The following is a 24,406-nucleotide window of genomic DNA, read 5'->3' as shown; positions in this document are numbered from 1 at the left end:
TGCGGGGTGCCGAACCATAGCATGGCGGATACCGGGAGGACCGGCTCGCACATCTTTGGTAATAACGTTTTTCGAGGGTGCCCGCACGTTCCGCCGGGTGCGGGAGCTGGCAAGCCAGCTCCCGCTTCGGTTACCCCAACCTCATGACCTCATGCAGGCTAGAGCAGGGTAAAGCTCTGCTGCTTGACGTTCTGTGAATCCAGGCCGATCTGCACCTGGAACTCACCCGGCTCGGCGGCGTACTTGAGCTGCGGGTTATAGAACTTCAGGTCGTCTTCGCTGAGGCTGAACGTCACCACTTTCGCTTCACCCGGTTGCAGGGTGACCTTCTCGAAGTTCTTCAGCTCCTTGATCGGCCGGGCCATCGAAGCCACCACGTCGTGCACATACAGTTGCACCACGGTGGCCCCGGCCACCTTGCCGGTATTGGTGACCGTCACGCGGGCCTCGACACGGCCACCACGTTTCAGTGTCGCGCTGGAAAGGCTGACGTCCGACAGGCTGAAATCGGTATAGCTCAAGCCATAGCCAAAGCTGTACAGCGGGCCGGTCTCCTCATCGAAATACTGCGAAGTGTAGTTGCCCGGCTGCCCGGGGGTGAAGGGACGGCCAATGGTCAGGTGATTGTAGTACACCGGGATCTGGCCCACCGAGCGCGGGAAACTCACCGGCAGTTTGCCAGACGGGTTGTAGTCGCCGAACAGCACGTCGGCGATGGCGTTGCCGCCTTCGGTGCCGGCGAACCAGGTTTCCAGCATGGCGTCGGCCTGTTGCTGTTCCTGCACCAGCGACAGGGGGCGCCCGTTCATCAGCACCAGCACCAACGGCTTGCCGGTGGCCTTGAGGGCCTTGAGCAGTGCCTTCTGGGTTTCCGGCAGCGCCAACGTGGTACGGCTGGCGGACTCATGGGACATGCCCCGCGCCTCGCCCACCGCGGCAATCACCACGTCGGCCTGCTCGGCGGCCTTCACCGCCTCGGCGATCATCTGCTCGGGTGGCCGCTGGTCGATGTGCACTTCCTCGCGATCGAAGATGATGCGGTTGAGGAACTCGATGGCATCCTTGTTATTGGTGACGTTGGCGCCCTTGGCATAGAGCACCTTGGCCTGGTCGCCCACGGCATTCTTCAGCCCTTCCAGCAGGGTGATGGACTGCTCGGGACGGCCAGCAGCCGACCAACTGCCCATCATGTCGATGGGGGCGTCCGCCAGGGGGCCGACCAGGGCGATGGTGCCCTGCTTTTTCAGCGGCAAGGTCTGGTTGCGGTTTTCCAGCAGGACCATGCTGGTGCGTGCCACCTCGCGGGCAGCCTGGCGGTGCAGACGGTTGTCGGCGTAGGTGTCGGCGGGGTCATCGGCAGCCTTGCCAATACGCCGGTAGGGGTCTTTGAAAAGGCCCAGGTCGTATTTGGTGCCCAGTACCTCGCGCACGGCGTTGTCGATGTCGGCCTGGGCGACTTCGCCAGACTTCAACAGCCCTGGCAGCTCCTTGCCGTACACCTGGTCGTTCATGCTCATGTCGATACCGGCCTTGATCGCCAGGCGGGCGGCGTCGCGGTCATCGCGGGCCACGCCGTGCTTGATCAACTCGTGGATGGCGCCATGGTCACTGATGGTCACGCCCTTGAAACCCCAGTCCTTGCGCAGCAGGTCCTGCATCAGCCAGGTATTGGAGGTGGCGGGCACACCGTTGATGGAGTTGAGCGCCACCATCACGCCGCCGGCACCGGCATCGATCGCTGCGCGATAGGGTGGCAGGTAGTCCTGGTACATGCGCGTCGGGCTCATGTCCACGGTGTTGTAGTCACGGCCGCCTTCCACGCCGCCGTACAGGGCGAAATGCTTGACGGCGGCCATGAGGCTGTCCGGGGCGGCAACGTTGTCACCCTGGTAGCCCTTGACCATGACCTTGGCGATACGCGACACCAGGTAGGTGTCTTCACCGAAGCCTTCGCTGGTTCGGCCCCAGCGGGGGTCGCGGGCGATGTCCACCATCGGGCCATAGGTCATGTCGATGCCATCGGCCGCCGCCTCGCTGGCCGCGGTGCGCGCCGAGAGGGCAATGGCGCTCATGTCCCAGCTGGAGGCCAGGGCCAGGCTGATGGGGAAAATGGTGCGATGGCCGTGAATCACGTCATAGGCGAAGAACATCGGGATCTTCAACCGGCTGCGCTGCATGGCAGCGTCCTGCATGGGCCGGTTCTCGGCACGAGTCACCGAGTTGAAGGTGCCGCCGATGTGCCCCGCGGCGATCTCGTCGCGGATCTGCTCGTGGGTCATTTCCGGGCCGATGGAGATCAGCCGCAGTTGGCCGATCTTCTCGTCCAGCGTCATCTGCTTCATCAGGTGGTTGATGAAGGCTTCCTTGGTCTTGAGCGGGTCGGGCGCAGTGGCCGCCAGCACCGGTTGAAAGGCCAGGCTTGCAAACAGGCCCAGCAAACACAGCTTCTTCATGAATTGCTCTCGTATGGCGTGCAACGGTTCGCGAGGGGAACAGGCCAGCCTAAGTAAGGTGGAACGAATATTTTTGTAATGTGCGGGCCTCTTTTAGCCCATCGAGCAGCGGCAATCCACCATTGTTTTGCCCGCGAGGGCTTTGGGCCGGTTGCCTCAGCCCTCGGCAATGGCCAAATAGTCGTGGGAACTGTTGGATGTCATTGTGTTTGAAAGTAGGTTTGTTCTTACGCTCTTACAGTTATAGCAGTAGGGCCTTGTAATTATGGTCCTACGCTATTGTAAGTAATTTCCTCGATTTTAATTAGTCAATGGTCGGGTTCTGCTGGACGGTGATTCAATTGTTTCCAATGGTTGTTTTTCTTTCTGCGCTTAATTATTGTGCCGGCTCGCCGAGGTCTTGGCACCTTGGTGCAAACGCACGGTTGCGCAGGTACGAGAACATGCATTTGACCCCGCGAGAGAAGGAGGTTCTGGACCTCTTGCTGTCTGGCCATACCAATAAGGAGATTGCCGAGTTGCTGTATATCAGTGCATTCACCGTTCGCGACCACGTGTCCACTTTATTGCGCAAGGGGCGCGCTAGAAACCGCATGGAATTGTCTTCTTCACGTTTAATGCCTCAATGGGTGGACGTGACGCTGATGGAAGAGGCCGGGCAGGAAATGCGTGAATACGTATGTATATGACGGGTGGTTTTGAATGGCCATGGCCATTGTTGGGTGGGGTGATGCTGGCGATCGCCGTCATCGGCCTGTGCGTGGTGCGCCTTGGCGCGGCGTCTGCCCTGTGCCGGGAAGCGTTGTTGCGCCGGGTGGTGATGTTCTATTCAGGGTTGCTGTTGGTCATCGGCGGGCTGGCAACCGCGGGGTGGTGAAATAACCCCGTGCCCTGACGGCCCAAGCCCCGTAAAATGCGCACACTTCCTTTTTTCCTGGCGCGCGCCTGCACGCCCGAGGCTTTTGTTCCATGTCTGCCACTGCCGCCACCCGTGGGTCCGACCCGCGCGCCACCTTCCTTGAACTGCTAAGCACCAGCCTGGCGCAGAACGCGCTGGTCAAACTGGTGCTGGCCCGCCACGTTGGCGACGAACCGCAGCTGCAGCGGGTAATCATCAAGCCCGTGGTGGTCAAGGAACAGCCATGCCTGAGCTTCGTGTACCGCTACCAGACCCGCGACATCACCAAGAACCTGCCGCAGGCAGAAGCCCTGGCGGCCATCGCCGAATTGCTGCCGGAGCGCTTCAAGAACGCCCACCTGCTGACACTCACCGACGAAGTCCAGTTGGAGTTCAGCAAGAAGAACAAGGCCATGCTGCACCGCAACGCCGCGCAGCAGCCACGCCAGGCCGCGTCGGCCGAACATGACCGTGAAAAGAAGCGTTACCTGGAATTGAGCCGGCCATTCCTGGTTGACCTGGGCGTGACGAACAAGCAGCACGAACTGATTCCGGCCATGTCGCGCAAGTGGAAGCAGATCAACAAGTTCATCGAGGTGTTCTCCCATGCCTTCGGTGGTGCGCCCATTGCCGCCGGCCAGCCTGTGCGCGTGGCGGACTTCGGCTCGGGCAAGGGCTACCTGACCTTCGCCATCCACGATTACCTGCGCAATACCCTGGCCCGTGATGCCCAGGTCACCGGCGTGGAATTGCGTGAAGACATGGTCACCCTGTGCAACACCGCGGCCGCGCGCCTGGAGCACCCCGGGCTGGTGTTCGAGCATGGCGACGTGCGCACGGTGGTGCCCAGCGCCATTGACGTGATGATCGCCCTGCACGCCTGTGATATCGCCACCGACTATGCCATTCACACCGGCATCCGCACCGGTGCCGCGATCATCATGTGCTCGCCGTGCTGCCACAAGCAGATACGGCTGCAAATCCAGAGCCCGGGGCTGCTCAAGCCGATGCTCCAGTACGGCCTGCACCTGGGCCAGCAGGCCGAGATGGTCACCGACAGCCTGCGCGCGCTGTACCTCGAGGCCTGTGGCTATGACACCAAGGTGTTCGAATTCATTTCCCTGGAACACACCAACAAGAACAAGATGATTCTGGCGGTCAAACGCGCCGAACCCCAGGACCCACGCGCCCTCCTGGAAAAAATAGAGGCCCTCAAGGCGTTCTATGCCATCCAGGAACATTGCCTGGAAACCCTGCTCAAGGCTGATGGGTTGATCTGAACGAATGGCTGGGGCCAGATAGGCGCTGCTTAGCGTTTGCGCTTTACCAACGGTTTGGGCACCGGCACGTTGAAACCCGGCGCGCTCAGTGGATGGCTGGTGGCGTCGAAGAACGCAAGTTCAGCGCCGGGGAACAACCGGGTGAAGTACTGCTTCTGGCTGACCACCCAGGCGTCGCTGAGCGGGAAAACCGATATGGCCAGTTGTCGAACCCCGGCCTGGGCGATGGCCTCCGTCAAGTGACGGTCCTGTTCGCCCAGGCTGTGGCCGAACAGGCACAATGGGCCCTGATGACTGGCCAGCTGGGCGAGGCACCAGCTGAGGTAATCGGATTGGCGAATGGCCCTCGATTTGTCTTCGACGCGCCCCTCGTTGACGAACAACGGCACTTCCCCCGGCTGGTTGATGGCGAAGCCGTCGAGCAAGGCGCTGCCCACGGCATTGCGCTTGCGCGTGGTGCCATCGGCCTGGCGAATCAGGTGCAAGCCGCCATGCAGGTGCAGCACGCGGGTGCCCATTGTGTGGGTACGGCGCACATCGAAGCCCAGGTCGACGTCGAACAGGTCGTCGAAACCCTCGGGGGACTGTTCTACCGCCCAGCTCAGCAACAAATCGTAGTTGCTCGAATACACCGTGTCGTACTGGCGCAAGTGTTCGGCGATGCTCAGTGATGTGGCGGCAGGCAACAGGCGAAACGGGATATGCACGCTGCGCATGGCGTGTATCAGCGCTTCCTTGATCGCGTAATAGCGGTTCAACGGGGCCGAAGCACTGATGGCCAGCGCGGCATTCACCCGCGTGGTGGTGTTGAGTGCGCTGAGGACCTGTTCGAAGTTTTCCGTGGCCATGGACTTGAACAGCGCCAGGTCGGTTTGGCCCAGGGGCTTGTTGCGCACTTTCTGCGCTCGCTCGAACAGCGAGTCGTAGGCGAAGTTGCGCCACACGGCCCGGCTGGCGCCGTTGCCCAGCAGCAGGCCGGTGCAGTGAAAGGGCAGCTGTGGCCATTGGCCCAGGCTGGCGTCGAATGCGTCGAGTTCCATGAAAGGCATCTTGCTCGGGTCGGTTACAGGGCGCGACTGTACCACGGGAAACCGTCTTGTCATCTTCGTGGCGGACTATGCTGGTCTTTCGTTTGAATGCCCTCGGGGCTGCAAGGAGCAACCATGCTGCTACGTTCGTTCATCACTGCGCTGCTGTGCTGTGGCATCGGCCAGGCACAGGCCCAAGACGCCGAAGGCCAGGCCCTGGCCAAGGCGGCTGGCATACCCTGGCCCGCGATCATTGCCCACCGTGGGGCCTCGTTCGATGCGCCGGAGTCGACCAGGGCTTCCTACCTGCTGGCGCGTGACCTAGGCGCCGATTACCTGGAAATGGACCTGCAGCGCACCCGTGACGGGCAATTGATCGCCCTGCACGACACCAATCTGGGGCGCACCACCAACATTGCCAGCCAATTCCCGCAACGCAAAGACCAACCAGTGAACCAGTTCACCCTGGCGCAATTGAAAACCCTCGATGCCGGCAGCTGGTTCAACCAGGCCAACCCTGGGCGCGCACGGGCAAGCTACGCAGGCCTGAAGATTCTGACCCTGGATGAAATCATTGATATCGCCGACCAGGACTCGGCCCACCGCCCGGGCCTGTACATCGAAACCAAGGCGCCCCTGCTGTTTCCCGGCATCGAGCAGGATCTCAAGGCCAAGCTGGTGCAACGCGGCTGGTTGACCGCCGACGGCCAGGTGGCACCCGGCCACCGCGTGGTGTTGCAGACTTTCGAGAAAGGCAGCCTGACCTTGCTCAACCAGTTCATGCCCCAAGTGCCCAAGGTGTTGCTGCTCTGGGTGGGCGAGGGAAGCATCGAGCCAAAGGTCAACAGTGCCTACGACCCGGCCAATGGCGAGAGCAAGGCGGCTTATTACGCCCGTCAGCAGCCCCGCGACCGCGCCGAATTCGAGCGCTGGCTGGATGTTGCCAAAGCCAACGGCGCCGTGGGCATAGGCCCCTCGGCGGCCCTCACCCAAGGAGGGGACCAGAGCTACATGGACCTGGTGCAGCCGTGGATGAACCAGATGGCCCATGCCAAGGGCTTGCTCGTGCACGTTTACACCGTGGATGAACCGGTGGACTTTCGCAAGGTAATGGGCGCGGGTGTGGATGGCATCTTCAGCAACCGCAGCAGCGAACTGCTGAAGTTTTACCAGCGCCCGGTGAGCCGCGGCGTCGACCGGATACTTGAGGCCAACGGTTTTTGACCCTGCGCCGCTGGCTTACAGGTCAGTTCTGTCCTTGCGCAATTCGTTGATGGTGCGGTTGATGAAGTCAGCATTGCGATCGAGCGTTTCCAGGGCGCTGCGAACATTTTCAGCAATGTCCTCGGCCTCCCAGCGAACCTCGACCCACAAGGTGAGCTCTTCGACGGCGGCGGCGATCGCCAATTGATTTTCGTATAGTTTTTCCAGAAGCACCGGCTGCATGGGCAACTCCTTCATCGCGAGATTCCTGTCCACGATGGTAATGGACTCATTGTTGCTAATGACCCGTGGTCGCGCCACATCGTTCGACGATATTTGTGGCGCTGTGAAAAAAACATGGCAAGGGGGGGCAACGGTTGCTGGCGTGCGGGTGTTGCACCGCTTGGGATTGATCATGTTGTCGATTTTCATGCCCCCGCCCGGGTTGACGGCCCTTTTGCCGCCAAGCGGCCGGGTTGTTCAAGCATGGCTTCGGCCCAGCTTCTCCAGCGCCGCATCGGCCTGAAATGAAGAGCGGCTCTTGATATTGTGATCCCGCACGAAACGGTCGATGCGCTGAATTACATGCCCTGGGAGGGTCACATTGACCTTTTCGGTTTTGCCCAGATAAGGGCTGATGTCAATGTCTATCATGCCCCACCCCATGCCGATGAAATCCGGGTTGCTGCGGTGGTTGGCAGCAGACGTTGGCGTCGGAGCGGCTTCACCGTCGGCCGCATTGGCCTGGAAAAATACTTTGAGGATTGGCCGAACTGAAAATCGCGGGGAACAATCGTTTTCAGTGGCGAATGGAAGTCGATTGACTGCCAGGAAGCGAATGTGGAGCGGGTGAAGGGAATCGAACCCTCGTTATCAGCTTGGGAAGCTGGAGTAATGCCATTATACGACACCCGCTGAACGCGGTTCACTTTTTACCAGAAGTCGTCGCCCAATTGAAGCCTTTATTGCACGGCGGGCGATTTTGCCGGCCGGCCGCTGCGGCTGTGCACCTTGTCTGCCCTTTGCCTGGGGCGGATGCGCAAGCGCGGCGGTCGGCTGGCGGGTGGTCAGATGGCCAGCGCATGGTGGCCGTCGTAGGGGCGGTAGCGGCTGCGGGTTTCCTGCATGTTGGGCTTGAGAAAGTCCATCAGGGCAAGGCGGGTGTCGCGGCAGGCGGCCTTGTGCTCCATGTCCAGGAAGTGGCCGGTGCTCTTGATGGTAGAGAACTGCGTGTGGGCCACATGGTTGGCGAAATGCCGGGCTTCGTGGGCGGTGGTGTATTCGTCCCACTCGCCGTTCATGAACAGCACCGGAACGTTGATACGGGCAGCGGCATGCAGGGCATTGCCCAGGTCATGCTTGAGCACTTCGCTGATGTGGAAGTGCATCTGCGCGTACTCGTGGTCGTCCAGGCTGCTGACGTGGCGGTAGTTGAAGCGCTTGAACAGCGAAGGCAGGTGCTTGCCGATGGTGTCGTTGACCAGGTGGCCGACCTTGTGGCGGTCGCAACGGCCCAGGTAATGGGCGCCGCGCTCCAGATAGTCGCGCATGGGATCGTTGAGCACTGGCGAAAACGAGCTGATCACGGCTTTCTCGATACGCTTGGGCTGGTGGGCCAGCGCCAGCAGGGCACAGGCGCCCCCCCAGGAGAAGGACATGACGTGTTCAGCGTTGAAATGGTCGATCAACTCCACCAGGATCAGGCCTTCCTCTTCCTTGGTCAGCGAGCGGTGGTGCAGGTTGTGAGGTTTGGACTTGCCGGCGTAGGGCTGGTCATACAGCACTACGTTGAACTGAGGATGCAGATTGCGCACTGTCTGGGCAAATGACGCTGTGGTTGCCAATGACCCGTTGACCAGGATGATGGTCTTTTCAGCGGCATCCGCGCGATAGAACTCCGTGTAAACCCGATACTGACCCTGTATATCCAGCACAGCGATTTCTGGCCTCATGTCGTAAGACTCCTGGCAAAAAAAACGGGTACTCGCGCAAGAAACACTGCACGTTGTTTGTGACAGGTAGGCAAACGCCTGGGAATTTTTTGCCCGTGTCGATCCTTACAGTCTGGTCGACGGGTATTGTTGTTTTGCGGGGCGATCTGTCAGCCCTGGCCCGTGTGGAGGCACCAGTGGCAGGCAAAAAGGTTTCTTAGAATAGGGTGGTGACTGCCGAGTCACATGTGGACCGACGATTGGATTCAAGCAGGCATGTGACGTCCGCGCAAGTACCGTTGGCGCATTGTCCGACAGCTTTCTGCCCAGCGGTTGCGGGCCTAGATTTGCTGAATCTCTTCAGCGGTCAGAGCCCGGTACTGGCCCGGCGACAGCTCTGGATCAAGGGTCAGCGGACCCATTTGCTCACGATGCAGCCGTAACACCTTGTTTTGGAAGTGGCCGAACATTCGCTTGACCTGGTGGTAGCGGCCTTCAACGATGGTTAATCGGGCGCTGTGTGGCCCCAGCACAACCAGTTCGGCGGGTTGAGTGGTCAGGTCTTCGAAGGAAAAATAAATGCCCTGGGCGAAGGTGTCGACGTAACGCTGTTCGATCACCTGCTCGGTTTCCACGTAGTAGACCTTTCCCAGTTTGGTCTGGGGCTGGGTCAGGCGCCGTGACCACTGGCCGTCGTTGGTGATCAGCATCAGCCCGGAGGTGTTGTAGTCCAGGCGCCCCGCCAGGTGCAGTTCATGCTTGTCCGGCTCGTCCAGCAGGTCGAGCACCGTGAGGTGCTGCGCATCGACCGTGGCGCTGACGCAGCCCATGGGCTTGTGCAGCATGAAGTAGCGGGCGGGCCGGCCGGCTTGCAGCACTCGGCCGTCCAGCAGAACCTGGCTGAACTCGCGCACCTCATGATGCGGGTCACTGACCCACTCGCCGTCCACGCGCACACGCCGTTCCACCAGCAGCAGGCGCACCTGTTTGCGGTTGAGCTGGGGCAGGTTGCTCAGGAATCGGTCGAGGCGCATGCGGGCTCGGCAGGCGGCAGTTGGTCCAGTACCTGGGCGCAGCGTGGGCACAGGCACGCCTTGTCACGCAAGTGGGCGGGCAGGGCGGCCAGCACGCTGGGGGCGATGCTCACGCCATAGCACCAGCAGGGCTGGGTGGCGGTGCGCGGGTCGGCCAGGCTGCAGGCATTGGTGGCGCCGCAGGCCGGGCACAGGCGGACATCATTCATGGCGGGATTGGGGCAACTCGCTGCGCACGCAATTGCGTCCGCTCTGTTTGGCGCGATACAGCGCATGGTCGGCGCGGTTGAGCAGGCTGTGCAGGGTGTCGTCCACCTGCAGCCCGGTCATGCCGACGCTGGTGGTGATTTTCAGCGATTTACCGTTGTAGGGGAAGGCCATTTGCTCGGCGCGTCGACGAATCTTCTCGGCGATATTCAGTGCATCGGCGCCTTGGGTGGCGCGCAGCAACACGATGAACTCTTCGCCCCCCCAGCGGCAGAGGATATCGGACTGGCGCAGGCTGTCACGCAGGACCTGGGCGAAACCCTTGAGCACCTCGTCGCCTGCCAGGTGGCCATGGGTGTCGTTGAGCTGCTTGAAGTGGTCCAGGTCCAGCAACAAGGCTGCCAGGGGCTGGTTGTCGCGTTCGGCTTCGCTGATGGCCTGGCTGGCGAGTACGTCGAAGCCGCGGCGGTTGGGCAGGTCGGTGAGCGAGTCGCGGGTGGCCAGGCGCTCCAGGCGGCGCTGGTAGTGGTTGATTACCCGCTTGAGCAATGACATCACCAGCGCTGTCACCAGCAGGCAGATCATCAGGTTCAGGTACAGCGACTGGCGCAGGTCGCCCATCGCACTGTCTTCGCGCTTGTCCACGAACAGGTACCAATCCAGTTCGGGGATGAAGCGCACGTTGAGGAAGTGCTGGGCGCCCTGGGCGGTGTACTCGTAGCTGCCGGTGGCAGGCACTGGCATCTTTTGCACCAGTGTCTCCAGCCCGGGCAGGTTGTTGAGCACCTGACCACTGCGGGCGCCCAAGGGGCCGCCCTGGGTGCCGGTGAGTACTACCCGCCCCCGGTGGTCGACGAAATACACCCTGCGCTGGTAGCGCTGCTCGTAGTCCTCGATAAGCTTCACTACTGCGTTGACGGTCAGGCCCACGCCTGCGGCGCCAATGAAACGGTCCTGGTAATCGAACACCTTGTAGTTGATGAAAATGGTCAGGGCGTCGCGGTTGGCCATGTCCACATCGACGTTGATCTCGTAAGGGACCTTCATGTCCCGTACCCGGAAATACCAGGCATCGCGAGGTTCGCCAGGCTTCACGCGCTTGAGCACGCCCTTGGCCTGGTAGTAGGTCAGCGTCTTGTCTGACACGAAAAAGGCGGTGTAGGCACCGTAGTGGGTCATGACTTCCTGCAGGTAGCGGGTCATCTGCTGCGGGTCGCGCTCGCCCGCCATGACCCAGTCGCGCATGAAGGTGTCGCGGGACATCATCGAGGAGATGAGTACTGGCCGCACCAGGTCCTTCTGGATTTCCGAATACACCGTGTCACTGGTGAGCGGCAGTTCAGTGTTGACGATGTTGTCGCGGATCGAGCTGCGTGAGGCGTAGTAGCTCAGCAGCGAAGTCAGCACGAAGCCGCTGGCCAACAGGATCACCAGGGTCAAAAGCAGGGAGCGCTGTGACAGCGACGTGAAGCGGGGCGGCATAGCAAGTCCATTGGCTGTTTGACCGGTTCGCCATTCTAGGGGAGTGCAACCGGGATGGCGTGCGTGGCCGGCAAATAAAATGCGCTGCGAATGGAAATGTTTCGAAGTTGTAGCAATTTATTTCGATGACGGCACCGAGTCGCGTTATCGTGGTCTGAATCTATGCCGATCGCTATATTTTGATCGGCGCCGACCAGCGTCGCTGGTTCGAGCTGTCCAGCGGTCCGGGAGGCCGCCATGAAACGACGACTTTTGCTGATAGTGTTGCTGGGTCTGTTGACAACTGCCTGCGCCCCTTACGAGGGCGGCACTTACTACCGATCGGACGTGTACACCGTTGACCGTTACCCGTATGGGTACGGGCCGGGTTACTACCCCAACGGCTCGGTCTACTACAACTCCGGTTATTACATCCGGTCGCCGCGCTATTACGCGCCGCCGCCTCACTACTATCGCCCACCGCCCGGCCCGGGGGGCTGGGGTGGAGGTTGGGGTGGTCACCGACCGCCGCCACCACCGCCTGGCCGCGGACCCGGGCCGGGCCGTGGCTGGCAGGGCCATGGTGATAACCATGGGCCAGGTGGGCATGGTCCCGGGGGCCAGGCGGTCATGGGTTTGGCGGTGGGCGCCGCTGAGCTGGCGACGCGCTGGGCGAAGCCATCAATAGTCCGACAGATCCGCCAGCGGGTGGCGCCCCTCCCAGGCTTTGCTGAAGTGCGCCTCCACCACCGCCTGGGGCACGCTGGCGATGTCGGGCCAGTGCCAGCGCGGTTTCTGGTCCTTGTCGATCAGCCGGGCGCGCACCCCTTCGCTGAACTCGGGATGACGGCAGCAGTTCAGGCTCAGGGTGTATTCCATCTGGAACACCTGCGCCAATGAAAGGTGTCGGGCGCGAGCAATCTGTTCCCACACCAGGTGCGCGGTCAACGGGCAGCCGTCGTTCAACGTGTGCGCGGCCTTGGCGAGGAGTACGTCGTCGCCATGGCTGAGAGGCGTCAGGGCACGCCACGCGGCGGTGACGTCGCTGACGTCCAGCAGCGTGTCGATCTGGCGGCGGCGCGGCAGCCACTGGGGCTCGGGTTGCTGGCCGGCGGCTTCGTGCTCCAGGGCCTTGAGCAGGCTGTTGAGTTGCACTGCCGTCTGTTCCTGCCAGTTGAGTTGCAACAGACCGTCGATCAGTGCTGCTTGCTGGTCGTCGCCCAGGAAGCGGTCGGCCAGCCCCAGGTCCAGTGCGTCGCGACCGTTGATAGGTGAACCCGTCAGGCCCAGGAACAGCCCCAGCTTGCCGGGCAAGCGCGCCAGGAACCAGCTGGCGCCGACATCGGGATACAGGCCGATGCTGATCTCAGGCATGGCCAGGCGGCTGCTGGGGGTGACGATGCGGATGCTGGCGCCCTGCAACAGCCCCAGGCCGCCGCCCAGGACGTAGCCATGCCCCCAGCACAGCACGGGCTTGGGGAAGGTATGCAGGCGGTAGTCCAGGCGATACTCGCCGGCGAAGAAACGTGCAGCCAGTGGGGGCACTTCGCCGGGGTGGGCGCGGCACGCCTGCACCAGGCTGCGTACGTCGCCGCCGGCGCAGAAGGCTTTCTCGCCGCTGCCGCGCATCAGCACGCAGACCACCTGGTCATCCTGAGCCCAGCGGCCCAGTTGGTCGTTGAGGGCCTCGACCATGGGCAACGACAACGCGTTGAGGGATTTTTCAGCGTCCAGGGTGGCGACCCCGATACGGGCGCCGTCGACGCCGACCAGCTCTTCGAATTGCAGATTCATCCTGACCTCTTGGGTGAAGCGAATTGGGCAGTAGTTGATCAAGCAGTATGGCCCGCTGTCGGCATCACGTCAGTCTTCGGTTACATCGATTGACAATCAGGGCCGGCTTTCCTAGTGTCCGCCCCATTGTTTTCCAGGCAACTCCCATGACCACCGATGACCGTATCAAACTCGAACCCAGCTGGAAGCAGGCCTTGCGCGCCGAATTCGACCAGCCCTACATGGCCCGGTTGCGCGAGTTCCTGCGCCAGGAACACGCTGCAGGCAAGGAGATCTACCCGCCGGGGCCGCTGATTTTCAACGCCTTGAACCTGACGCCGTTGCAGCAGGTGAAGGTGGTGATCCTTGGCCAGGACCCTTACCACGGGCCAGGCCAGGCCCACGGGTTGTGCTTTTCGGTACAGCCGGGCATCCCGGCGCCGCCGTCGCTGGTCAATATCTACAAAGAGCTCAAGCGCGACCTGAATATCGACATCGCGGCCCATGGCTGCCTTCAGCACTGGGCCGAGCAGGGGGTGCTGCTGCTCAACACCACCATGACCGTGGAACGGGCCAATGCCGCGTCCCATGCCAAGAAAGGCTGGGAATCGTTCACTGACCGTATTATCCAGACGGTCAGTGAACAGCAGGCCAGCGTGGTGTTCCTGTTATGGGGGGCGCATGCCCAGAGCAAACAGAAGTTGATCGACGCCACCAAGCACCTGGTGCTGACCTCGGTGCACCCGTCGCCGTTGTCGGCTTACCGCGGGTTCATTGGCAACGGGCATTTCAGCCGTGCCAACAAGTTCCTCGAGCAACGCGGCCTGGCCCCGATCGACTGGCAGTTGCCGGCGCTCTGAACCAGGCCCGATGCAGGCTCAAGCTGCCGCCAGCGCCCGGCGCGCCTTGGTGCGTTTGCGCCACAGGCGCAGCAGCGGCACGGTCAGCATGATCGCGGTCAATACCCAGACCCCGAACGTGATCGGGCTGGACCAGAGGATCTCCAGTGCCCCGTTGGAAATCGACAACGCCCGGCGCAGGTTCTGTTCCATCAGCCCGCCCAGAATGAAGCCCAGCAGCACTGGCGACAGGGGAAAGTCCAGCTTGCGCAGGATGTAGCCGAAGATGCCGATGCCGACCATCAGGAACAGGTCGAAGGTGGTCGCGTGCACGGCATATACGCCGATACCGGTGATGATCGCGATCACCGGCACCAGGGCCCAGTTCGGCACGGCCAGGATGCGGGTGAACACGCGGATCATCGGGATGTTGAGGATCACCAGCATCACGTTGGCGATGAACAGCGAAGCGATCAGGCCCCAGACGATATCCGGCTGTTGCTGGAACAACAGCGGCCCCGGCGTGATGTTGTACAGCGACAGGGCGCCGATCATCACCGCAGTGGTGCCCGAGCCTGGTACCCCCAGGGTCAGCATCGGCACCAGGGCACCGCACGCCGACGCGCCGATGGCTGTTTCCGGGGCCGCCAGGCCGCGCTTGTCGCCCTGGCCGAACGTACCCGTGGCGCCTGCCATGCGTTTCTCGGTCATGTAGGCCACGGCGCTGGCCAGGGTGGCACCGGCACCGGGCAACACGCCCATGATGAAGCCCAGCAGCCCACAGCGGAGGTTGACCACGAACACCGAAGCCGCCTCCTTGAAGTTGAACATCATGCGCCCGGTGGCTTTCACGGCTTCCTGGCCGCGGTGGGTTTTCTCCAGCAGGAGCAGGATCTCGCTGATGGAGAACAGCCCCAATACCAGCACCACGAACTGGATGCCATCGGCCAGGTGCACGTTGTCGCCGGTGAAACGGTAGACGCCACTGTTGGCATCGATGCCGACGCTGGACAGGAACAGGCCGATCAACGCGGCAATGAACGTCTTCAGGGGGCGATCGCCGGCCATTCCGCCCAGGCAGACGATGGCGAACACCATGAGCACGAAGTACTCCGCCGGCCCGAAGGCGATGGCCCACTGGGCCAGCAGCGGAGCGAACAGGACCATGCCGCAGGTGGCGATCAGCGCGCCGATGAACGAACTCCACGCCGACAGCGACAGTGCCACGCCTGCCAAACCCTGACGGGCCATGGGGTAGCCGTCCAGGGTGGTCATCACCGTGGAGGCTTCGCCGGGAATATTGAGCAGGATGGAACTGATGCGTCCGCCGTACTCGCAGCCCAGGTAGACCGCCGCCAGCAGGATCAGCGCCGATTCGGGCGGCAGGCCCAGGGCGAAGGCGATCGGAATCAGCAGTGCCACGCCATTGATCGGGCCAAGGCCCGGCAACAGCCCGACCACGGTGCCGATCAGCGTGCCGCACAGTGCCGTGACCAGGTTGTACGGGCTCAAGGCCACGCCGAAGCCCTGGCCCAAGTAGCTGAAAGTATCCATGTCAGTTCTCCAGTACGTCGAGCAGACCCAGGGGCAGTGGCACGTCCATGGCTTTGTCGAACAGCAGGTACAGGCCCACGCTCATCAGGCAGACCACTACCGCGCTCGGCAGCCAGCGGCCACCGTACAAACGGGCCATGGGGATGCCCGCCAGCACGCTGGCCGGAATGAAGCCCAGGGGTTCGAAGGTGCCCGCGAACACCAGCAGCAGGGCCACGCAGGCGGCTATCTTCAACAACGTGGCGCGGTCCAGCGCGGGTTCCTCGTCGCTATGGACGATGGCGGTGGGGCGCACGGCCATGTACAGCAGGCCCGCGCCCATCAGGCCGAGCATCAGCAGGGGATAGGCCCGGGGGCCCACCGGTTCGTAGGAAAAGGCGGCCTGGTAAGGCCAGGCCATCACGGCCAGCGCGGCGCAGGCCAGCAGCAGGGTAACGGCGAAAAGACGTTGCAGGGCCATGGTCAGGACTCCTTGGCGGTCAGTGGCGGGCTATTCGATCAGGCCGAATTCCCGGGCCAGGGTCTTGTAGTGAGCCACCTGCTCTTTCACATAGGTGTCCAGTTCGGGCCCGGTCATGGCGAAGGGGAACAACTCGCGCTGGTCGCGCAGGGTGTCGAAGTCCGGGGAAGCCAGCAGTTTGTCGAAGGCTGCTTTCCACCAGGCGTAGTCTTCGTCGCTGACCTTCGGCCCCAGGTAGAAGCCGCGTACCACGGGCCAGACGATGTCGTAGCCTTGCTCGCGGGCCGTGGGAATACCCTTCATTTCCGGCTCGTCGATGCGCTGCTCGGCAAATACCGCCAGCAGGCGCATGTCGCCGCTGAGAATGTGCGGCATGGAGTCGGAGATATCAGTGCTGCCCACCTGGATATGGCCGCCCAGCAGCGCCGTGGCGATTTCGCCGCCGCCTTCCAGTGCCACGTAACGCAGTTCCCGCGGGTTGATGCCCGCGGCCTTGGCGATGAGCGCGGTCTGCATCCAGTCCTGGCTGCCCACGGTGCCGCCGGAGCCGATCACCACCTTGCCCGGGTCTTTTTTCAGGGCTTGCACCAGGTCCTCCAGGTTCTGGTAGGGCGAGTCTTTCTTCACGGCGATGGCGCCGTAGCTGGTGCCCACGGCCGCCAGCCAGCGCACCGCGCCTTCATCGAAGCGGCCGAACTTGCCCTGGGCCAGGTTCAACAGCGAACCGCTGGACCACGCCACCAGGGTGCCGGCATCGGCCGGCCGCTGGGCGACCACGGCGTTGTAGGCCACCGCGCCCACGCCGCCCGGCATGTAGGTGACGCGCATGGGTTTGCTGAGTACCTCTCGCTGACCAGGGCGCTTTGCACCAGCTTGCAGGTCAGGTCGAAACCGCCGCCGGGGGAGGCCGGGGCGATGCATTCGGGGCGTTTGGGTTCAGCGGCCAGGGCGGTGCTGCCAAGCAGCAGGCAACCGGCGGCCAGGGCCAGGCGGCGCAGGGTAGGGCTCATGGAAGGTCTCCGTTATTGTTTTTGTCGTGGCGCAAACGCGTCGGGGCGTTTTCGGCGATGGTAGGGCGTGAAGCTTTCACTAACCTTTCAGGTGCGGCGCCTGGGGAAAGCATCTGGTAGCCTCGGTGCGGTTTCACGCTCCGTCCAATAAGAAGAGATTTCCATGCGCATCCTGCTCGCCGAAGACCACGTGTCCCTGGCCGAAAGCGTCGCCCAGGCCCTCAGGCACCTGCACCTGACCGTTGACGTGCTGCATGACGGCGTCGCCGCCGACCTGGCCCTCAATAGCGAAGACTACGCCCTGGCGGTGCTGGACGTGGGCCTGCCGCGCCTGGACGGCTTCGACGTGCTGGCCCGCTTGCGTGGGCGCGGCAAGCACCTGCCGGTGCTGATGCTGACCGCCCGCAGTGACGTCAAGGATCGGGTTCACGGGCTGAACCTGGGCGCCGATGATTACCTGGCCAAGCCCTTCGAACTCAGCGAACTGGAGGCCCGCGTCAAGGCCCTGCTGCGTCGCAGTGTGCTGGGCGGCGAACGCCAGCAGCGCTGCGGCCCCCTGGTGTATGACCTGGACACGCGGCGGTTCGCCCTGGGGGATGCCTGCCTGACCCTCACGTCCCGCGAGCAGGCGGTGCTGGAGGCCTTGATCGCACGGCCCGGGCGCGTCATGAGCAAGGAGCAGCTGGCGGCGCAGGTGTTCGGCCTGGACGAGGAGGCGAGCGCCGACGCGATCGAAATCTACGTGCATCGCCTGCGCAAGAAGCTCGACGGCCAGGCCGTGGCCATCGTTACGTTCCGCGGCCTGGGCTACCTGCTCGAGGCCCGTGATGCGTAGTGCCGGCAGCCTGCGCTGGCGCCTGGTGTGGAACCTGGCGCTGCTATTGGTGCTGGTGTTGCTCGCCAGCGGCCTGAGCGCCTATTGGAATGGCCGCGAGGCAGCCGACACGGCCTATGACCGCACCTTGCTGGCCTCGGCGCGCAGCATTGCCGCGGGCCTGTCCCAGCGCGACGGCAGCCTGAGCGCCGACGTGCCCTACGTGGCGTTGGATACGTTCGCCTACGACAGCGCCGGGCGCATCTACTACCAGGTGAACGACATCCACCAGCAGTTGATTTCCGGCTATGACGATCTGCCTGCGCCGCCCCAGGGCACGCCACGCACGGATGATTACCCGGCGCTGGCGCGGTTCTATGACGCGCTTTACCGGGGCCAGGAGGTGCGCGTGGTCAGCCTGCTCAAGGCGGTCAGCGAGCCGAACATGAACGGCATGGCCGAGATTCGTGTCGCCGAAACCGAAGAAGCCCGTGTGCGCATGGCCCGCAGCCTGATGGCCGACACATTGGTGCGGGTGGGGCTGCTGGGGCTTGGCGCGCTTTTGCTGGTGTGGTTTGCGGTCAGCGGCGCCCTGCGCCCGCTCGAACGCTTGCGCGGTGAGGTGGAAGGGCGTCAGCCCGATGACCTGCGCCCCCTGCCGGTGGTCAGCGTGCAGCGCGAACTGGTACCGCTGGTGCTGTCGCTCAACCATTTCACCGATCGCCTGCGCGGCCAGTTCGAGCGCCAGGCCCAGTTCATTGCCGATGCCGCCCATGAGTTGCGCACGCCATTGGCGGCGCTCAAGGCCCGTATAACGCTAGGCCAGCGCGCCGAGACGGGCGAGGTGTGGCGCCGGACCCTGGACGCGGCGGCCCAGGATACCGACCGCCTGACCCACCTGGCGAACCAGTTGCTGTCACTGGCCCGGGTGGAAAACGGCGCCCGGGCCATCGCCGAAGGTGGCGCCCAGCGGGTAGACCTTACCCATCTGGCGCGAGAGCTTGGCATGGCCCTGGCGCCCCTGGCCCACGCCCGAGGGGTAGCGCTGGCACTGGAGGCCGATGGGCCCGTGTGGTTGCGCGGCGAGCCCACGTTGCTCAGCGAATTGCTCAGCAACCTGGTGGACAACGCCCTGGCGCATACCCCGGCGGGCGGCAACGTGGTGTTGCGGGTTCGCCTCCCGGCGGTGCTGGAAGTCGAGGATGATGGCCCGGGAATTCCCCCCGACGAGCGCGAGCGGGTGTTCGAGCGGTTCTACCGTCGGCGTGCGGAAGGGGCAGGGTTGGGCCTGGCGATCGTTGGCGAAATCTGCAAGGCGCATCTGGCGCAGATCAGCCTGCACGACGGGGTTCGCGCGGGCTTGAAGGTGCAGGTGAGCTTTATCGCCGATTAGCGGAACATCGCCAGCGCGCTCGCCAGGTCCGGGCCTGCGAGGGGCAATTCCTCGCCCAGCCTGAGGTGCTGGTAGGCAGGCAGGTCGGGCAGCCGGTGGCAGTCGTTCTGCCGCACCAACCGGGCGATCTGCACCACGTCGGCGTAGTCGATGCGCGCGGTATGGCGGGTCAGTTCCAGGTACTGGCCCGGAACGAGGGCCAGTTGCCGGGGGAATTCCCAGGCCCGCAGAATCTTGTCCCCCAGCAGCGGGTGGATGCGCTCGATGACATGGTTCAGGCACACGGGGTCAGAGAGCAACTCGTTATGGTCCTGGGCATAGGTCAGGATTGGCAGGATGCCGATCTGATGCACCAGCCCGGCGAGCGCGGCCTGGTCGGACTTGAGCTGGGTATAGCGCCTGCACAGCTCATAGCTGATGCCGGCCACCTCCAGGCTCTGGCTCCATACTTCATGCATCTTGGCCTGTACCACCGGGGAACGGGCATGGAAAATCTGCTCGATCACCAGGCCGATCGCCAGGTTGCTGCCATAGTTGATGCCCAGGCGGCTGATGGCAGCGTTGAGGTCGGTGACTTCCTGGCTGGCACGCAGCATGGGGCTGTTGACGACTTTGATCAGGCGTGCCGCCAACGCCGGGTCGCGGCTGATGACCTTGCCCAGCGCGGCGATACTGATGTCCTGGTCTTCGGCGGCTTCACGAATGCGCAACGCGACTTCCGGCAAGGTAGGCAGCACCAGGTCATCATTTTCGATGGCCGCCAGCAAATGCTCTTGGACCTGTTCGGCCAGTTCGCTCATCTCGACTTCCTGGGGCGCTAACGCGGTAGGCGCCCGTCAAGCCATCGACGGGCGGGCAGAATATGCCTAGCGTTGGATCTCGCGGTCGCGGTCCAGTTCATACGGCAGGTCGAGCAATTGCAGGCGCGGGCCTTCCAGGTTGCCCAGGTGGATGTTGCCATCCTCCACGGCCTCGGCTTGCAGCACGGCGAGCAGTTCGCTGCCGTGCTCGGTTCGGGCGGCCAAGGCCACCTCGCCGATCGAGCTGCCATGGGTGGGCGCGAACAGCGGGGTGCCTGGGGCAGGCAAGTCGCCGCCGACCAGCGACAGGCGGTACAGGCGACGCTTGAGCTTGCCCAGGTATTGCATGCGCGCGACGATTTCCTGGCCGGTGTAGCAGCCTTTCTTGAAGCTGACACCGCCCACGGCCTGCAGGTTGAGCATTTGCGGAATGAAGGTTTCGCGGGTTTCAGGCATCACCTGGGCAATGCCTGCGCGGACCTGGCCCAGCAGCCAGGCGTTGAGCTCGCCCGGCGGCAGCAGCGCCGCCAGTTGCTGTTTGATGCTGTCGGCTTGTTCGGCCGGTACCCATACTTCGGCGCGGTCGGGGGACACACGCACGGCGATGAGCGCCTCGTGGCGGGCGGCCACGTTGTTCTCTTCGCCCAGCTCCAGGCCCAGGGCCTGCAAGGCCGACTGGCCGCCGACGACGCCGAAGCGCACCCACGCATCGCTTTCGTCGGTCAGCTTGGATTTGGAAAACACCGCGTACTTTTTCAGGTCGGCCAGCTGCGGCTCCACCAGCTCCCGAGCCATGGCCAGCAGCACCCCATCCCCCTGCAGCACGATGCGGAAACTCGACTGCATGCGACCCTTCTGGGTACAGCGGGCGCCGAGGCTGGCGTGATGCTCATTGAGGTAATTGATGTTGCAGGTCAATTGACCCTGCAAGAACTTGCCGGCATCGGAGCCGCGGACGGCAAGAACGCCTTCGTGGGACAGCACGCAGAAAAAAGCAGAATCGGCCATGGGACATCGCAAGGGCAAAAAGACTGAAACACATGATAGAGCAACGGACGAGCCACAGGCTACATCGATAGCTTGCAGCTTAAAGCGACATAGGTCCAAGTGCCCGACGGCGCTGGCCCCTGTATACTGCCCGCCTATTTGAGGAGCGCTCCATGGTCGAAGATATTGAACTCAACCGGCTCTACTGGCATAGCCGCCGCGGCATGCTGGAGCTGGACGTCTTGCTGGTGCCTTTCGTCAAGGAGGTTTACCCAAGCCTCAATGACACGGACCGCGAATGTTACCGCCGCCTGCTGGAATGCGAAGACCAGGACATGTTCGGCTGGTTCATGGAGCGCACCGAGTCCCAGGACCCTGAGCTGCAGCGCATGGTTCGCATGATCCTGGACCGTGTCCAGCCCAAGTAAGGTTTTCCAGTGCCGCTGGCAGCCGTCCCGACGGTTGCTGATGGCCTACCTTGCCGCCCAGGGCCTTGCCCTGATGGCGTTGTTGTTGCTCGACGTGGCCGTCGCCTGGCGTGCGGTGGGTGTACTGCTGTGCATCGCCCACGGCGCCTGGCAATTGCCGCGCACCCTCCTGCTCGATCACCCCCATGCCTGGCGCGGTTTGCGCCGGGACAGTGGCGGCTGGTCGCTGTGGCGCCGTGCCGATGGTTGGCAGGCCGTGCAACTGTTGCCCGACAGCATGGCATTACCGGGGTTGGTGGTGTTGCGGTTTCGCGCCAAGGGGCAATGGTGGGCGCGCAGCCTGTGCCTGCCTGCCGATACATTGAGCGCCGACGACCACCGGCGCCTGCGCCTGCGGCTGAAGTTCAGTCGCCGAAGGTGGGCGGCACCAGGATAGTGTCCCGCGCTTCGGGCAGCAGTTCGGGGTAGTCCAGGGTGTAGTGCAACCCACGGCTTTCCTTGCGTTGCATGGCCGAGCGAATCATCAGCTCGGCCACCTGGGCGAGGTTGCGCAACTCGATCAGGTCGCGGCTGACTTTATAGTTGCTGTAAAACTCGACGCGATGAGGCTAAACCCAATGGATACAGGGGTTTCAGCCGATGACCATCAACCAGCGCTCCCAAACTGGGACAAACCTGTTACAAACTGCCCTCGCCAAGCCATACCACTATCGCCGGTCTGGTCGCTATTACCTTCGCCTTCGCCCTCAAGGCACCGCTAAGGGCTTTTTCACGCTATCGCTCAGGACCACCGATAAGGCCACCGCTATGACCATCTCCAAGGACATCCTCACGACCCTCAAGGCGTATCACTTCGACAACCCTGAGGCCACTTGGAACGAACTCCGTGAGCGTCTCATAGACATCGCTGAGTCCTGCCTGACGATGGCCCACGGTGATAGCTCGCTGGTCGCCTACGAGATGATCAATGACGAGCACCATGAGGCCCTCCGTGAGGCGAGCGCTAAGATGCCCTTGAGCGTCAATCAGCAACGGGCAGTGAGCAAGGCATTGGAGATCATTGAGGCGTCTCAGGAACGCATGAAGGGCAGGGCGGGGACGCTGGTGGGGATCGTAGAGAGCCTCAAGGCTGAGTCTTGTCGCACGTCAATACCCCTGTCTCCGTCTCTATCTGTTTTATCACCGCTCACTTTTAAGACTCTCTCAGGGCTCTATTTGGATGAGCACAAGGAACATGCGGGGGAAGGGACTCACCGAAACGTCAAGTCTACCTGTAAGACCCTCGCTGAGATCCTCGGTGACTTGGACCTGAAGACCCACACACGGGAGGACATGAAGAACCTGCGGGCCAAGCTCTATGAGGGCCGAGTGGCAGGCACGGTGAAGAAAATTCTTGGCACTCTGTCAACTGTGATGAAGTGGGCAGTGAATAACGACTACCTCACCAAGACGCTCACTGAGGGTCTGGAGCCGACCAAAGGAACTGGAAGCTCCCGTGAGGCATTCTCTCAGGACCAAGTAAAGGCCCTCATGGCCCACGCTAAGACCCTGCCAGTGGACTCATGGCAACGCTGGGCGCTGTCCCTTGGGGTGATCACTGGGACCCGCATTGTAGTGGTCAACTGATCCCGGACACTGAATTGAGTTTTTCCTCTGCGACCGCAGGCGGTAGCCCTTCGTTGAATTGATGCGGTCGCCGCCAGTTGTACCGCTCCATCAAAAACCGACTGATATCTTGCTGTGCCAGCACAGCGCTCATGTAGCCCACCGGCGGTATCCATTCAGTCTTCAGGCTGCGAAATAGCCGCTCCATCGGCGCGTTGTCGTGGCAGTTGCCGCGCCGACTCATGCTCTGCGTGAAGCGGTATCTCCATAGTCTCTGGCGGAAACTCCGGCTCCCGTATTGGCTGCCCTGGTCGCTGTGAAACAGCACATTCTGAGGCCGGCCACGCTGCTCATAGGCCATATCCAATGCCTTGATCACCAGGTCGGCATCAGGCTTGGCTGAGAACGCCCAACCTACAACACGCCGTGCACAAAGGTCGATGACAGCCGCCAGATAGTGCCATTGGCCTTCAGCCCAGACGTACGTAATGTCACCGCACCAGACCTTGTTCGGGGATGCCACGCTGAACCCGCGATCAAGCACGTTCGGGATATCAGGCCGCTCCACGGTAGCCTTTTTGTAGGCATGGGAGCCCGGCTGTTTGCTGATCAAGTTCAGCTCATGCATCAACCTACGTACTTTGAATCGCCCGATCTGCATACCGTCCTCTTTCATCATCAGCATGATGCTCCGGCTGCCCGCAGCGCTTCGGCTTTGCGTAAACAACTCGTTCACGCGGCTACGCAAGACTACTCGTTCGGGATCCGGATACCGACGTTTCCGGCAGTACGCGTAGTAGCAAGATCGGGTGACATCAAATACCGAGCACAACAGATCAACAGGCTCTTGAGCCCGCAGTTGATCGATTAACGCGAACGCTCGTGTTCCTCGGCCATCAAGAGCGCGGTGGCCTTTTTTAAGATCGATTTTTCCCGTTCTAGCCGATTGATACGGGCTTCGAGTTCCTGGATTTTTTGCTGCTCTGGCGTCAGAGCCTTGCTGCTGGGAGTAACACCGCCACGTTCTTGCTGAAGCTGGCTCACCCATCGACGAAGCGCCGATTCGACCAATCCGAGCGAACGGGCGGCTTCGATATGGCTGTAGCCTTGGTCGAGCACCAGGCACGCAGCCTCGCGTTTGAACTCAGGGGTAAAGGTACGACGTTGCTTGGTCATCAGACACCTCTCTATGACGAGCATTCTCGCCTAAATGGGTGTCCGGTTTCATTAGACCACTACACATTGAGG

23 protein-coding genes, 1 tRNA gene and 3 pseudogenes are annotated in these 24,406 nt (G+C 62.5%); 10 read left to right on the top strand and 17 right to left on the bottom strand.

Going from position 1 to position 24,406, the window contains the following annotated elements; all coding sequences use genetic code 11:
• Positions 1 to 158: 158 nt before the first annotated feature.
• Positions 159 to 2,453: a beta-glucosidase BglX gene (bglX, locus tag HWQ56_RS23470; RefSeq protein ID WP_176571902.1), complete on the bottom strand. Its 2,295-nt coding sequence runs from the start codon at positions 2,451 to 2,453 to the stop codon at positions 159 to 161.
• Positions 2,454 to 2,896: 443 nt separating this feature from the next.
• On the opposite strand from bglX, the gene HWQ56_RS23465 reads away from it, so the two are divergent.
• The 3 genes from HWQ56_RS23465 (at position 2,897) to HWQ56_RS23455 (ending at position 4,631) form a co-directional block, all read left to right on the top strand.
• On the top strand, positions 2,897 to 3,142 hold the full coding sequence (locus tag HWQ56_RS23465) for a response regulator transcription factor (protein WP_158154610.1): 246 nt from the start codon (positions 2,897 to 2,899) through the stop codon (positions 3,140 to 3,142).
• Between the two features lie 41 nt (positions 3,143 to 3,183).
• Positions 3,184 to 3,330 carry a hypothetical protein gene (locus tag HWQ56_RS23460; RefSeq protein WP_176571901.1) on the top strand — a complete coding sequence of 49 codons (147 nt, stop codon included), beginning with the start codon at positions 3,184 to 3,186 and terminating at the stop codon, positions 3,328 to 3,330.
• A gap of 92 nt (positions 3,331 to 3,422) precedes the next feature.
• A complete protein-coding gene (locus HWQ56_RS23455; protein ID WP_176571900.1) occupies positions 3,423 to 4,631 on the top strand; it encodes a class I SAM-dependent methyltransferase in 1,209 nt (402 codons plus the stop codon).
• A gap of 29 nt (positions 4,632 to 4,660) precedes the next feature.
• On the opposite strand, the gene HWQ56_RS23450 is transcribed toward HWQ56_RS23455, so the two are convergent.
• On the bottom strand, positions 4,661 to 5,671 hold the full coding sequence (locus HWQ56_RS23450; protein ID WP_176571899.1) for a DUF4917 family protein: 1,011 nt from the start codon (positions 5,669 to 5,671) through the stop codon (positions 4,661 to 4,663).
• A 96-nt stretch (positions 5,672 to 5,767) separates the two neighbouring features.
• On the opposite strand from HWQ56_RS23450, the gene HWQ56_RS23445 reads away from it, so the two are divergent.
• Positions 5,768 to 6,883, top strand: coding sequence for a glycerophosphodiester phosphodiesterase (locus HWQ56_RS23445; protein WP_425331917.1), 1,116 nt, complete (start codon positions 5,768 to 5,770; stop codon positions 6,881 to 6,883).
• A 15-nt stretch (positions 6,884 to 6,898) separates the two neighbouring features.
• Here HWQ56_RS23445 and HWQ56_RS29525 read toward each other — a convergent pair whose 3' ends face one another.
• The 8 genes and pseudogenes from HWQ56_RS29525 to HWQ56_RS23405 form a co-directional block, all read right to left on the bottom strand.
• Positions 6,899 to 7,294, bottom strand: coding sequence for a hypothetical protein (locus HWQ56_RS29525; RefSeq protein WP_425331916.1), 396 nt, complete (start codon positions 7,292 to 7,294; stop codon positions 6,899 to 6,901).
• 48 nt (positions 7,295 to 7,342) lie between these two features.
• A pseudogene (locus HWQ56_RS23435) lies at positions 7,343 to 7,609 on the bottom strand (type II toxin-antitoxin system HicB family antitoxin); the annotation flags it as partial.
• A 94-nt stretch (positions 7,610 to 7,703) separates the two neighbouring features.
• Positions 7,704 to 7,777 (bottom strand) — tRNA-Gly (locus tag HWQ56_RS23430).
• Between the two features lie 152 nt (positions 7,778 to 7,929).
• Complete coding sequence (locus tag HWQ56_RS23425) at positions 7,930 to 8,814, bottom strand: alpha/beta fold hydrolase (RefSeq protein ID WP_158154604.1); 885 nt, start codon at positions 8,812 to 8,814, stop codon at positions 7,930 to 7,932.
• A gap of 320 nt (positions 8,815 to 9,134) precedes the next feature.
• The gene (locus HWQ56_RS23420) at positions 9,135 to 9,827 is read right to left on the bottom strand and encodes a pseudouridine synthase (protein ID WP_176571897.1); all 693 of its coding nucleotides are present in this window, start codon (positions 9,825 to 9,827) and stop codon (positions 9,135 to 9,137) included.
• A complete protein-coding gene (locus tag HWQ56_RS23415) occupies positions 9,806 to 10,036 on the bottom strand; it encodes a cysteine-rich CWC family protein (RefSeq protein ID WP_176571896.1) in 231 nt (76 codons plus the stop codon). Before HWQ56_RS23415 ends, HWQ56_RS23420 begins: the two co-directional genes overlap by 22 nt.
• Positions 10,029 to 11,516, bottom strand: a complete 1,488-nt coding sequence (locus HWQ56_RS23410) for a sensor domain-containing diguanylate cyclase (RefSeq protein ID WP_158154601.1) — start codon at positions 11,514 to 11,516, stop codon at positions 10,029 to 10,031. The genes HWQ56_RS23415 and HWQ56_RS23410 overlap by 8 nt, the downstream gene beginning before the upstream one ends.
• 660 nt (positions 11,517 to 12,176) lie before the next feature.
• Positions 12,177 to 13,289 carry an enoyl-CoA hydratase/isomerase family protein gene (locus tag HWQ56_RS23405; protein WP_176571895.1) on the bottom strand — a complete coding sequence of 371 codons (1,113 nt, stop codon included), beginning with the start codon at positions 13,287 to 13,289 and terminating at the stop codon, positions 12,177 to 12,179.
• Positions 13,290 to 13,435: 146 nt separating this feature from the next.
• Here HWQ56_RS23405 and ung point away from each other — a divergent pair, with 146 nt between their 5' ends.
• Positions 13,436 to 14,128 (top strand): uracil-DNA glycosylase, encoded by a 693-nt coding sequence (gene ung, locus HWQ56_RS23400; protein ID WP_158154599.1) that lies wholly within the window; start codon positions 13,436 to 13,438, stop codon positions 14,126 to 14,128.
• Positions 14,129 to 14,146: 18 nt separating this feature from the next.
• On the opposite strand, the gene HWQ56_RS23395 is transcribed toward ung, so the two are convergent.
• The 3 genes and pseudogenes from HWQ56_RS23395 to HWQ56_RS23385 all read right to left on the bottom strand — a co-directional run bounded on the left by HWQ56_RS23395 (position 14,147) and on the right by HWQ56_RS23385 (position 17,131).
• Positions 14,147 to 15,661, bottom strand: coding sequence for a tripartite tricarboxylate transporter permease (locus HWQ56_RS23395; protein WP_158154598.1), 1,515 nt, complete (start codon positions 15,659 to 15,661; stop codon positions 14,147 to 14,149).
• A 1-nt stretch (position 15,662) separates the two neighbouring features.
• Complete coding sequence (locus tag HWQ56_RS23390; protein ID WP_158154597.1) at positions 15,663 to 16,121, bottom strand: tripartite tricarboxylate transporter TctB family protein; 459 nt, start codon at positions 16,119 to 16,121, stop codon at positions 15,663 to 15,665.
• A 30-nt stretch (positions 16,122 to 16,151) separates the two neighbouring features.
• Positions 16,152 to 17,131 (bottom strand): annotated as a pseudogene (locus tag HWQ56_RS23385) (Bug family tripartite tricarboxylate transporter substrate binding protein).
• 163 nt (positions 17,132 to 17,294) lie between these two features.
• Here HWQ56_RS23385 and HWQ56_RS23380 point away from each other — a divergent pair.
• Both HWQ56_RS23380 and HWQ56_RS23375 read left to right on the top strand, forming a co-directional pair.
• Positions 17,295 to 17,966, top strand: coding sequence for a response regulator (locus HWQ56_RS23380; RefSeq protein WP_158154595.1), 672 nt, complete (start codon positions 17,295 to 17,297; stop codon positions 17,964 to 17,966).
• A complete protein-coding gene (locus HWQ56_RS23375) occupies positions 17,959 to 19,338 on the top strand; it encodes a sensor histidine kinase (RefSeq protein ID WP_176571894.1) in 1,380 nt (459 codons plus the stop codon). The genes HWQ56_RS23380 and HWQ56_RS23375 overlap by 8 nt, the downstream gene beginning before the upstream one ends.
• Here HWQ56_RS23375 and HWQ56_RS23370 read toward each other — a convergent pair.
• Together HWQ56_RS23370 and ygfZ are read right to left on the bottom strand one after the other, a co-directional pair.
• Positions 19,335 to 20,138, bottom strand: a complete 804-nt coding sequence (locus HWQ56_RS23370) for an HDOD domain-containing protein (RefSeq protein ID WP_158154593.1) — start codon at positions 20,136 to 20,138, stop codon at positions 19,335 to 19,337. The two genes, HWQ56_RS23375 and HWQ56_RS23370, sit on opposite strands and share 4 nt — an antisense overlap.
• A 66-nt stretch (positions 20,139 to 20,204) precedes the next feature.
• Positions 20,205 to 21,146 carry a CAF17-like 4Fe-4S cluster assembly/insertion protein YgfZ gene (gene ygfZ / locus HWQ56_RS23365; RefSeq protein ID WP_158154592.1) on the bottom strand — a complete coding sequence of 314 codons (942 nt, stop codon included), beginning with the start codon at positions 21,144 to 21,146 and terminating at the stop codon, positions 20,205 to 20,207.
• Positions 21,147 to 21,298: 152 nt separating this feature from the next.
• On the opposite strand from ygfZ, the gene HWQ56_RS23360 reads away from it, so the two are divergent.
• Both HWQ56_RS23360 and HWQ56_RS23355 read left to right on the top strand, forming a co-directional pair.
• A complete protein-coding gene (locus HWQ56_RS23360; protein WP_158154591.1) occupies positions 21,299 to 21,553 on the top strand; it encodes an FAD assembly factor SdhE in 255 nt (84 codons plus the stop codon).
• Positions 21,537 to 21,989, top strand: a complete 453-nt coding sequence (locus tag HWQ56_RS23355) for a protein YgfX (protein ID WP_176571893.1) — start codon at positions 21,537 to 21,539, stop codon at positions 21,987 to 21,989. The genes HWQ56_RS23360 and HWQ56_RS23355 overlap by 17 nt, the downstream gene beginning before the upstream one ends.
• On the opposite strand, the pseudogene HWQ56_RS23350 reads toward HWQ56_RS23355, so the two are convergent.
• Positions 21,958 to 22,149 (bottom strand): annotated as a pseudogene (locus HWQ56_RS23350) (L-aspartate oxidase); the annotation flags it as partial. The gene HWQ56_RS23355 and the pseudogene HWQ56_RS23350 overlap by 32 nt on opposite strands.
• Positions 22,150 to 22,360: 211 nt before the next feature.
• Here HWQ56_RS23350 and HWQ56_RS23345 point away from each other — a divergent pair.
• Positions 22,361 to 23,179, top strand: coding sequence for a phage integrase SAM-like domain-containing protein (locus HWQ56_RS23345; RefSeq protein WP_245217802.1), 819 nt, complete (start codon positions 22,361 to 22,363; stop codon positions 23,177 to 23,179).
• On the opposite strand, the gene HWQ56_RS23340 is transcribed toward HWQ56_RS23345, so the two are convergent.
• Positions 23,172 to 24,334, bottom strand: a protein-coding gene (locus HWQ56_RS23340; RefSeq protein ID WP_176569813.1) for an IS3 family transposase whose coding sequence is annotated in 2 segments (ribosomal slippage) — positions 23,172 to 24,082 and positions 24,082 to 24,334 — 1,164 coding nt in all. Because the reading frame shifts where the segments join, the coding sequence is not laid out codon by codon here. The two genes, HWQ56_RS23345 and HWQ56_RS23340, sit on opposite strands and share 8 nt — an antisense overlap.
• Positions 24,335 to 24,406: the final 72 nt, after the last annotated feature.

This window comes from Pseudomonas eucalypticola (assembly GCF_013374995.1).
Classification (GTDB): Bacteria; Pseudomonadota; Gammaproteobacteria; order Pseudomonadales; family Pseudomonadaceae; genus Aquipseudomonas; species Aquipseudomonas eucalypticola.
Note: the sequence above shows the minus strand (reverse complement) of the source record. Positions and strands in the feature narration are given on the sequence as shown.

Bases quoted from the DNA above. Each gene is read 5' to 3' on its own strand.
- HWQ56_RS23420 (WP_176571897.1), bottom strand. From the start codon at position 9,827: ATGCGCCTCGACCGATTCCTGAGCAACCTGCCCCAGCTCAACCGCAAA.
- HWQ56_RS23445 (WP_425331917.1), top strand. From the start codon at position 5,768: ATGCCCTCGGGGCTGCAAGGAGCAACCATGCTGCTACGTTCGTTCATC.
- HWQ56_RS23370 (WP_158154593.1), bottom strand. From the start codon at position 20,138: ATGAGCGAACTGGCCGAACAGGTCCAAGAGCATTTGCTGGCGGCCATC.
- HWQ56_RS23460 (WP_176571901.1), top strand. From the start codon at position 3,184: ATGCTGGCGATCGCCGTCATCGGCCTGTGCGTGGTGCGCCTTGGCGCG.
- HWQ56_RS23465 (WP_158154610.1), top strand. From the start codon at position 2,897: ATGCATTTGACCCCGCGAGAGAAGGAGGTTCTGGACCTCTTGCTGTCT.
- HWQ56_RS23425 (WP_158154604.1), bottom strand. From the start codon at position 8,814: ATGAGGCCAGAAATCGCTGTGCTGGATATACAGGGTCAGTATCGGGTT.
- ung (WP_158154599.1), top strand. From the start codon at position 13,436: ATGACCACCGATGACCGTATCAAACTCGAACCCAGCTGGAAGCAGGCC.
- HWQ56_RS23375 (WP_176571894.1), top strand. From the start codon at position 17,959: ATGCGTAGTGCCGGCAGCCTGCGCTGGCGCCTGGTGTGGAACCTGGCG.
- ygfZ (WP_158154592.1), bottom strand. From the start codon at position 21,146: ATGGCCGATTCTGCTTTTTTCTGCGTGCTGTCCCACGAAGGCGTTCTT.
- HWQ56_RS23410 (WP_158154601.1), bottom strand. From the start codon at position 11,516: ATGCCGCCCCGCTTCACGTCGCTGTCACAGCGCTCCCTGCTTTTGACC.
- HWQ56_RS23345 (WP_245217802.1), top strand. From the start codon at position 22,361: ATGACCATCTCCAAGGACATCCTCACGACCCTCAAGGCGTATCACTTC.
- HWQ56_RS23380 (WP_158154595.1), top strand. From the start codon at position 17,295: ATGCGCATCCTGCTCGCCGAAGACCACGTGTCCCTGGCCGAAAGCGTC.
- HWQ56_RS23415 (WP_176571896.1), bottom strand. From the start codon at position 10,036: ATGAATGATGTCCGCCTGTGCCCGGCCTGCGGCGCCACCAATGCCTGC.
- HWQ56_RS23455 (WP_176571900.1), top strand. From the start codon at position 3,423: ATGTCTGCCACTGCCGCCACCCGTGGGTCCGACCCGCGCGCCACCTTC.
- HWQ56_RS29525 (WP_425331916.1), bottom strand. From the start codon at position 7,294: ATGAAAATCGACAACATGATCAATCCCAAGCGGTGCAACACCCGCACG.
- HWQ56_RS23405 (WP_176571895.1), bottom strand. From the start codon at position 13,289: ATGAATCTGCAATTCGAAGAGCTGGTCGGCGTCGACGGCGCCCGTATC.
- HWQ56_RS23360 (WP_158154591.1), top strand. From the start codon at position 21,299: ATGGTCGAAGATATTGAACTCAACCGGCTCTACTGGCATAGCCGCCGC.
- HWQ56_RS23450 (WP_176571899.1), bottom strand. From the start codon at position 5,671: ATGGAACTCGACGCATTCGACGCCAGCCTGGGCCAATGGCCACAGCTG.
- bglX (WP_176571902.1), bottom strand. From the start codon at position 2,453: ATGAAGAAGCTGTGTTTGCTGGGCCTGTTTGCAAGCCTGGCCTTTCAA.
- HWQ56_RS23395 (WP_158154598.1), bottom strand. From the start codon at position 15,661: ATGGATACTTTCAGCTACTTGGGCCAGGGCTTCGGCGTGGCCTTGAGC.
- HWQ56_RS23390 (WP_158154597.1), bottom strand. From the start codon at position 16,121: ATGGCCCTGCAACGTCTTTTCGCCGTTACCCTGCTGCTGGCCTGCGCC.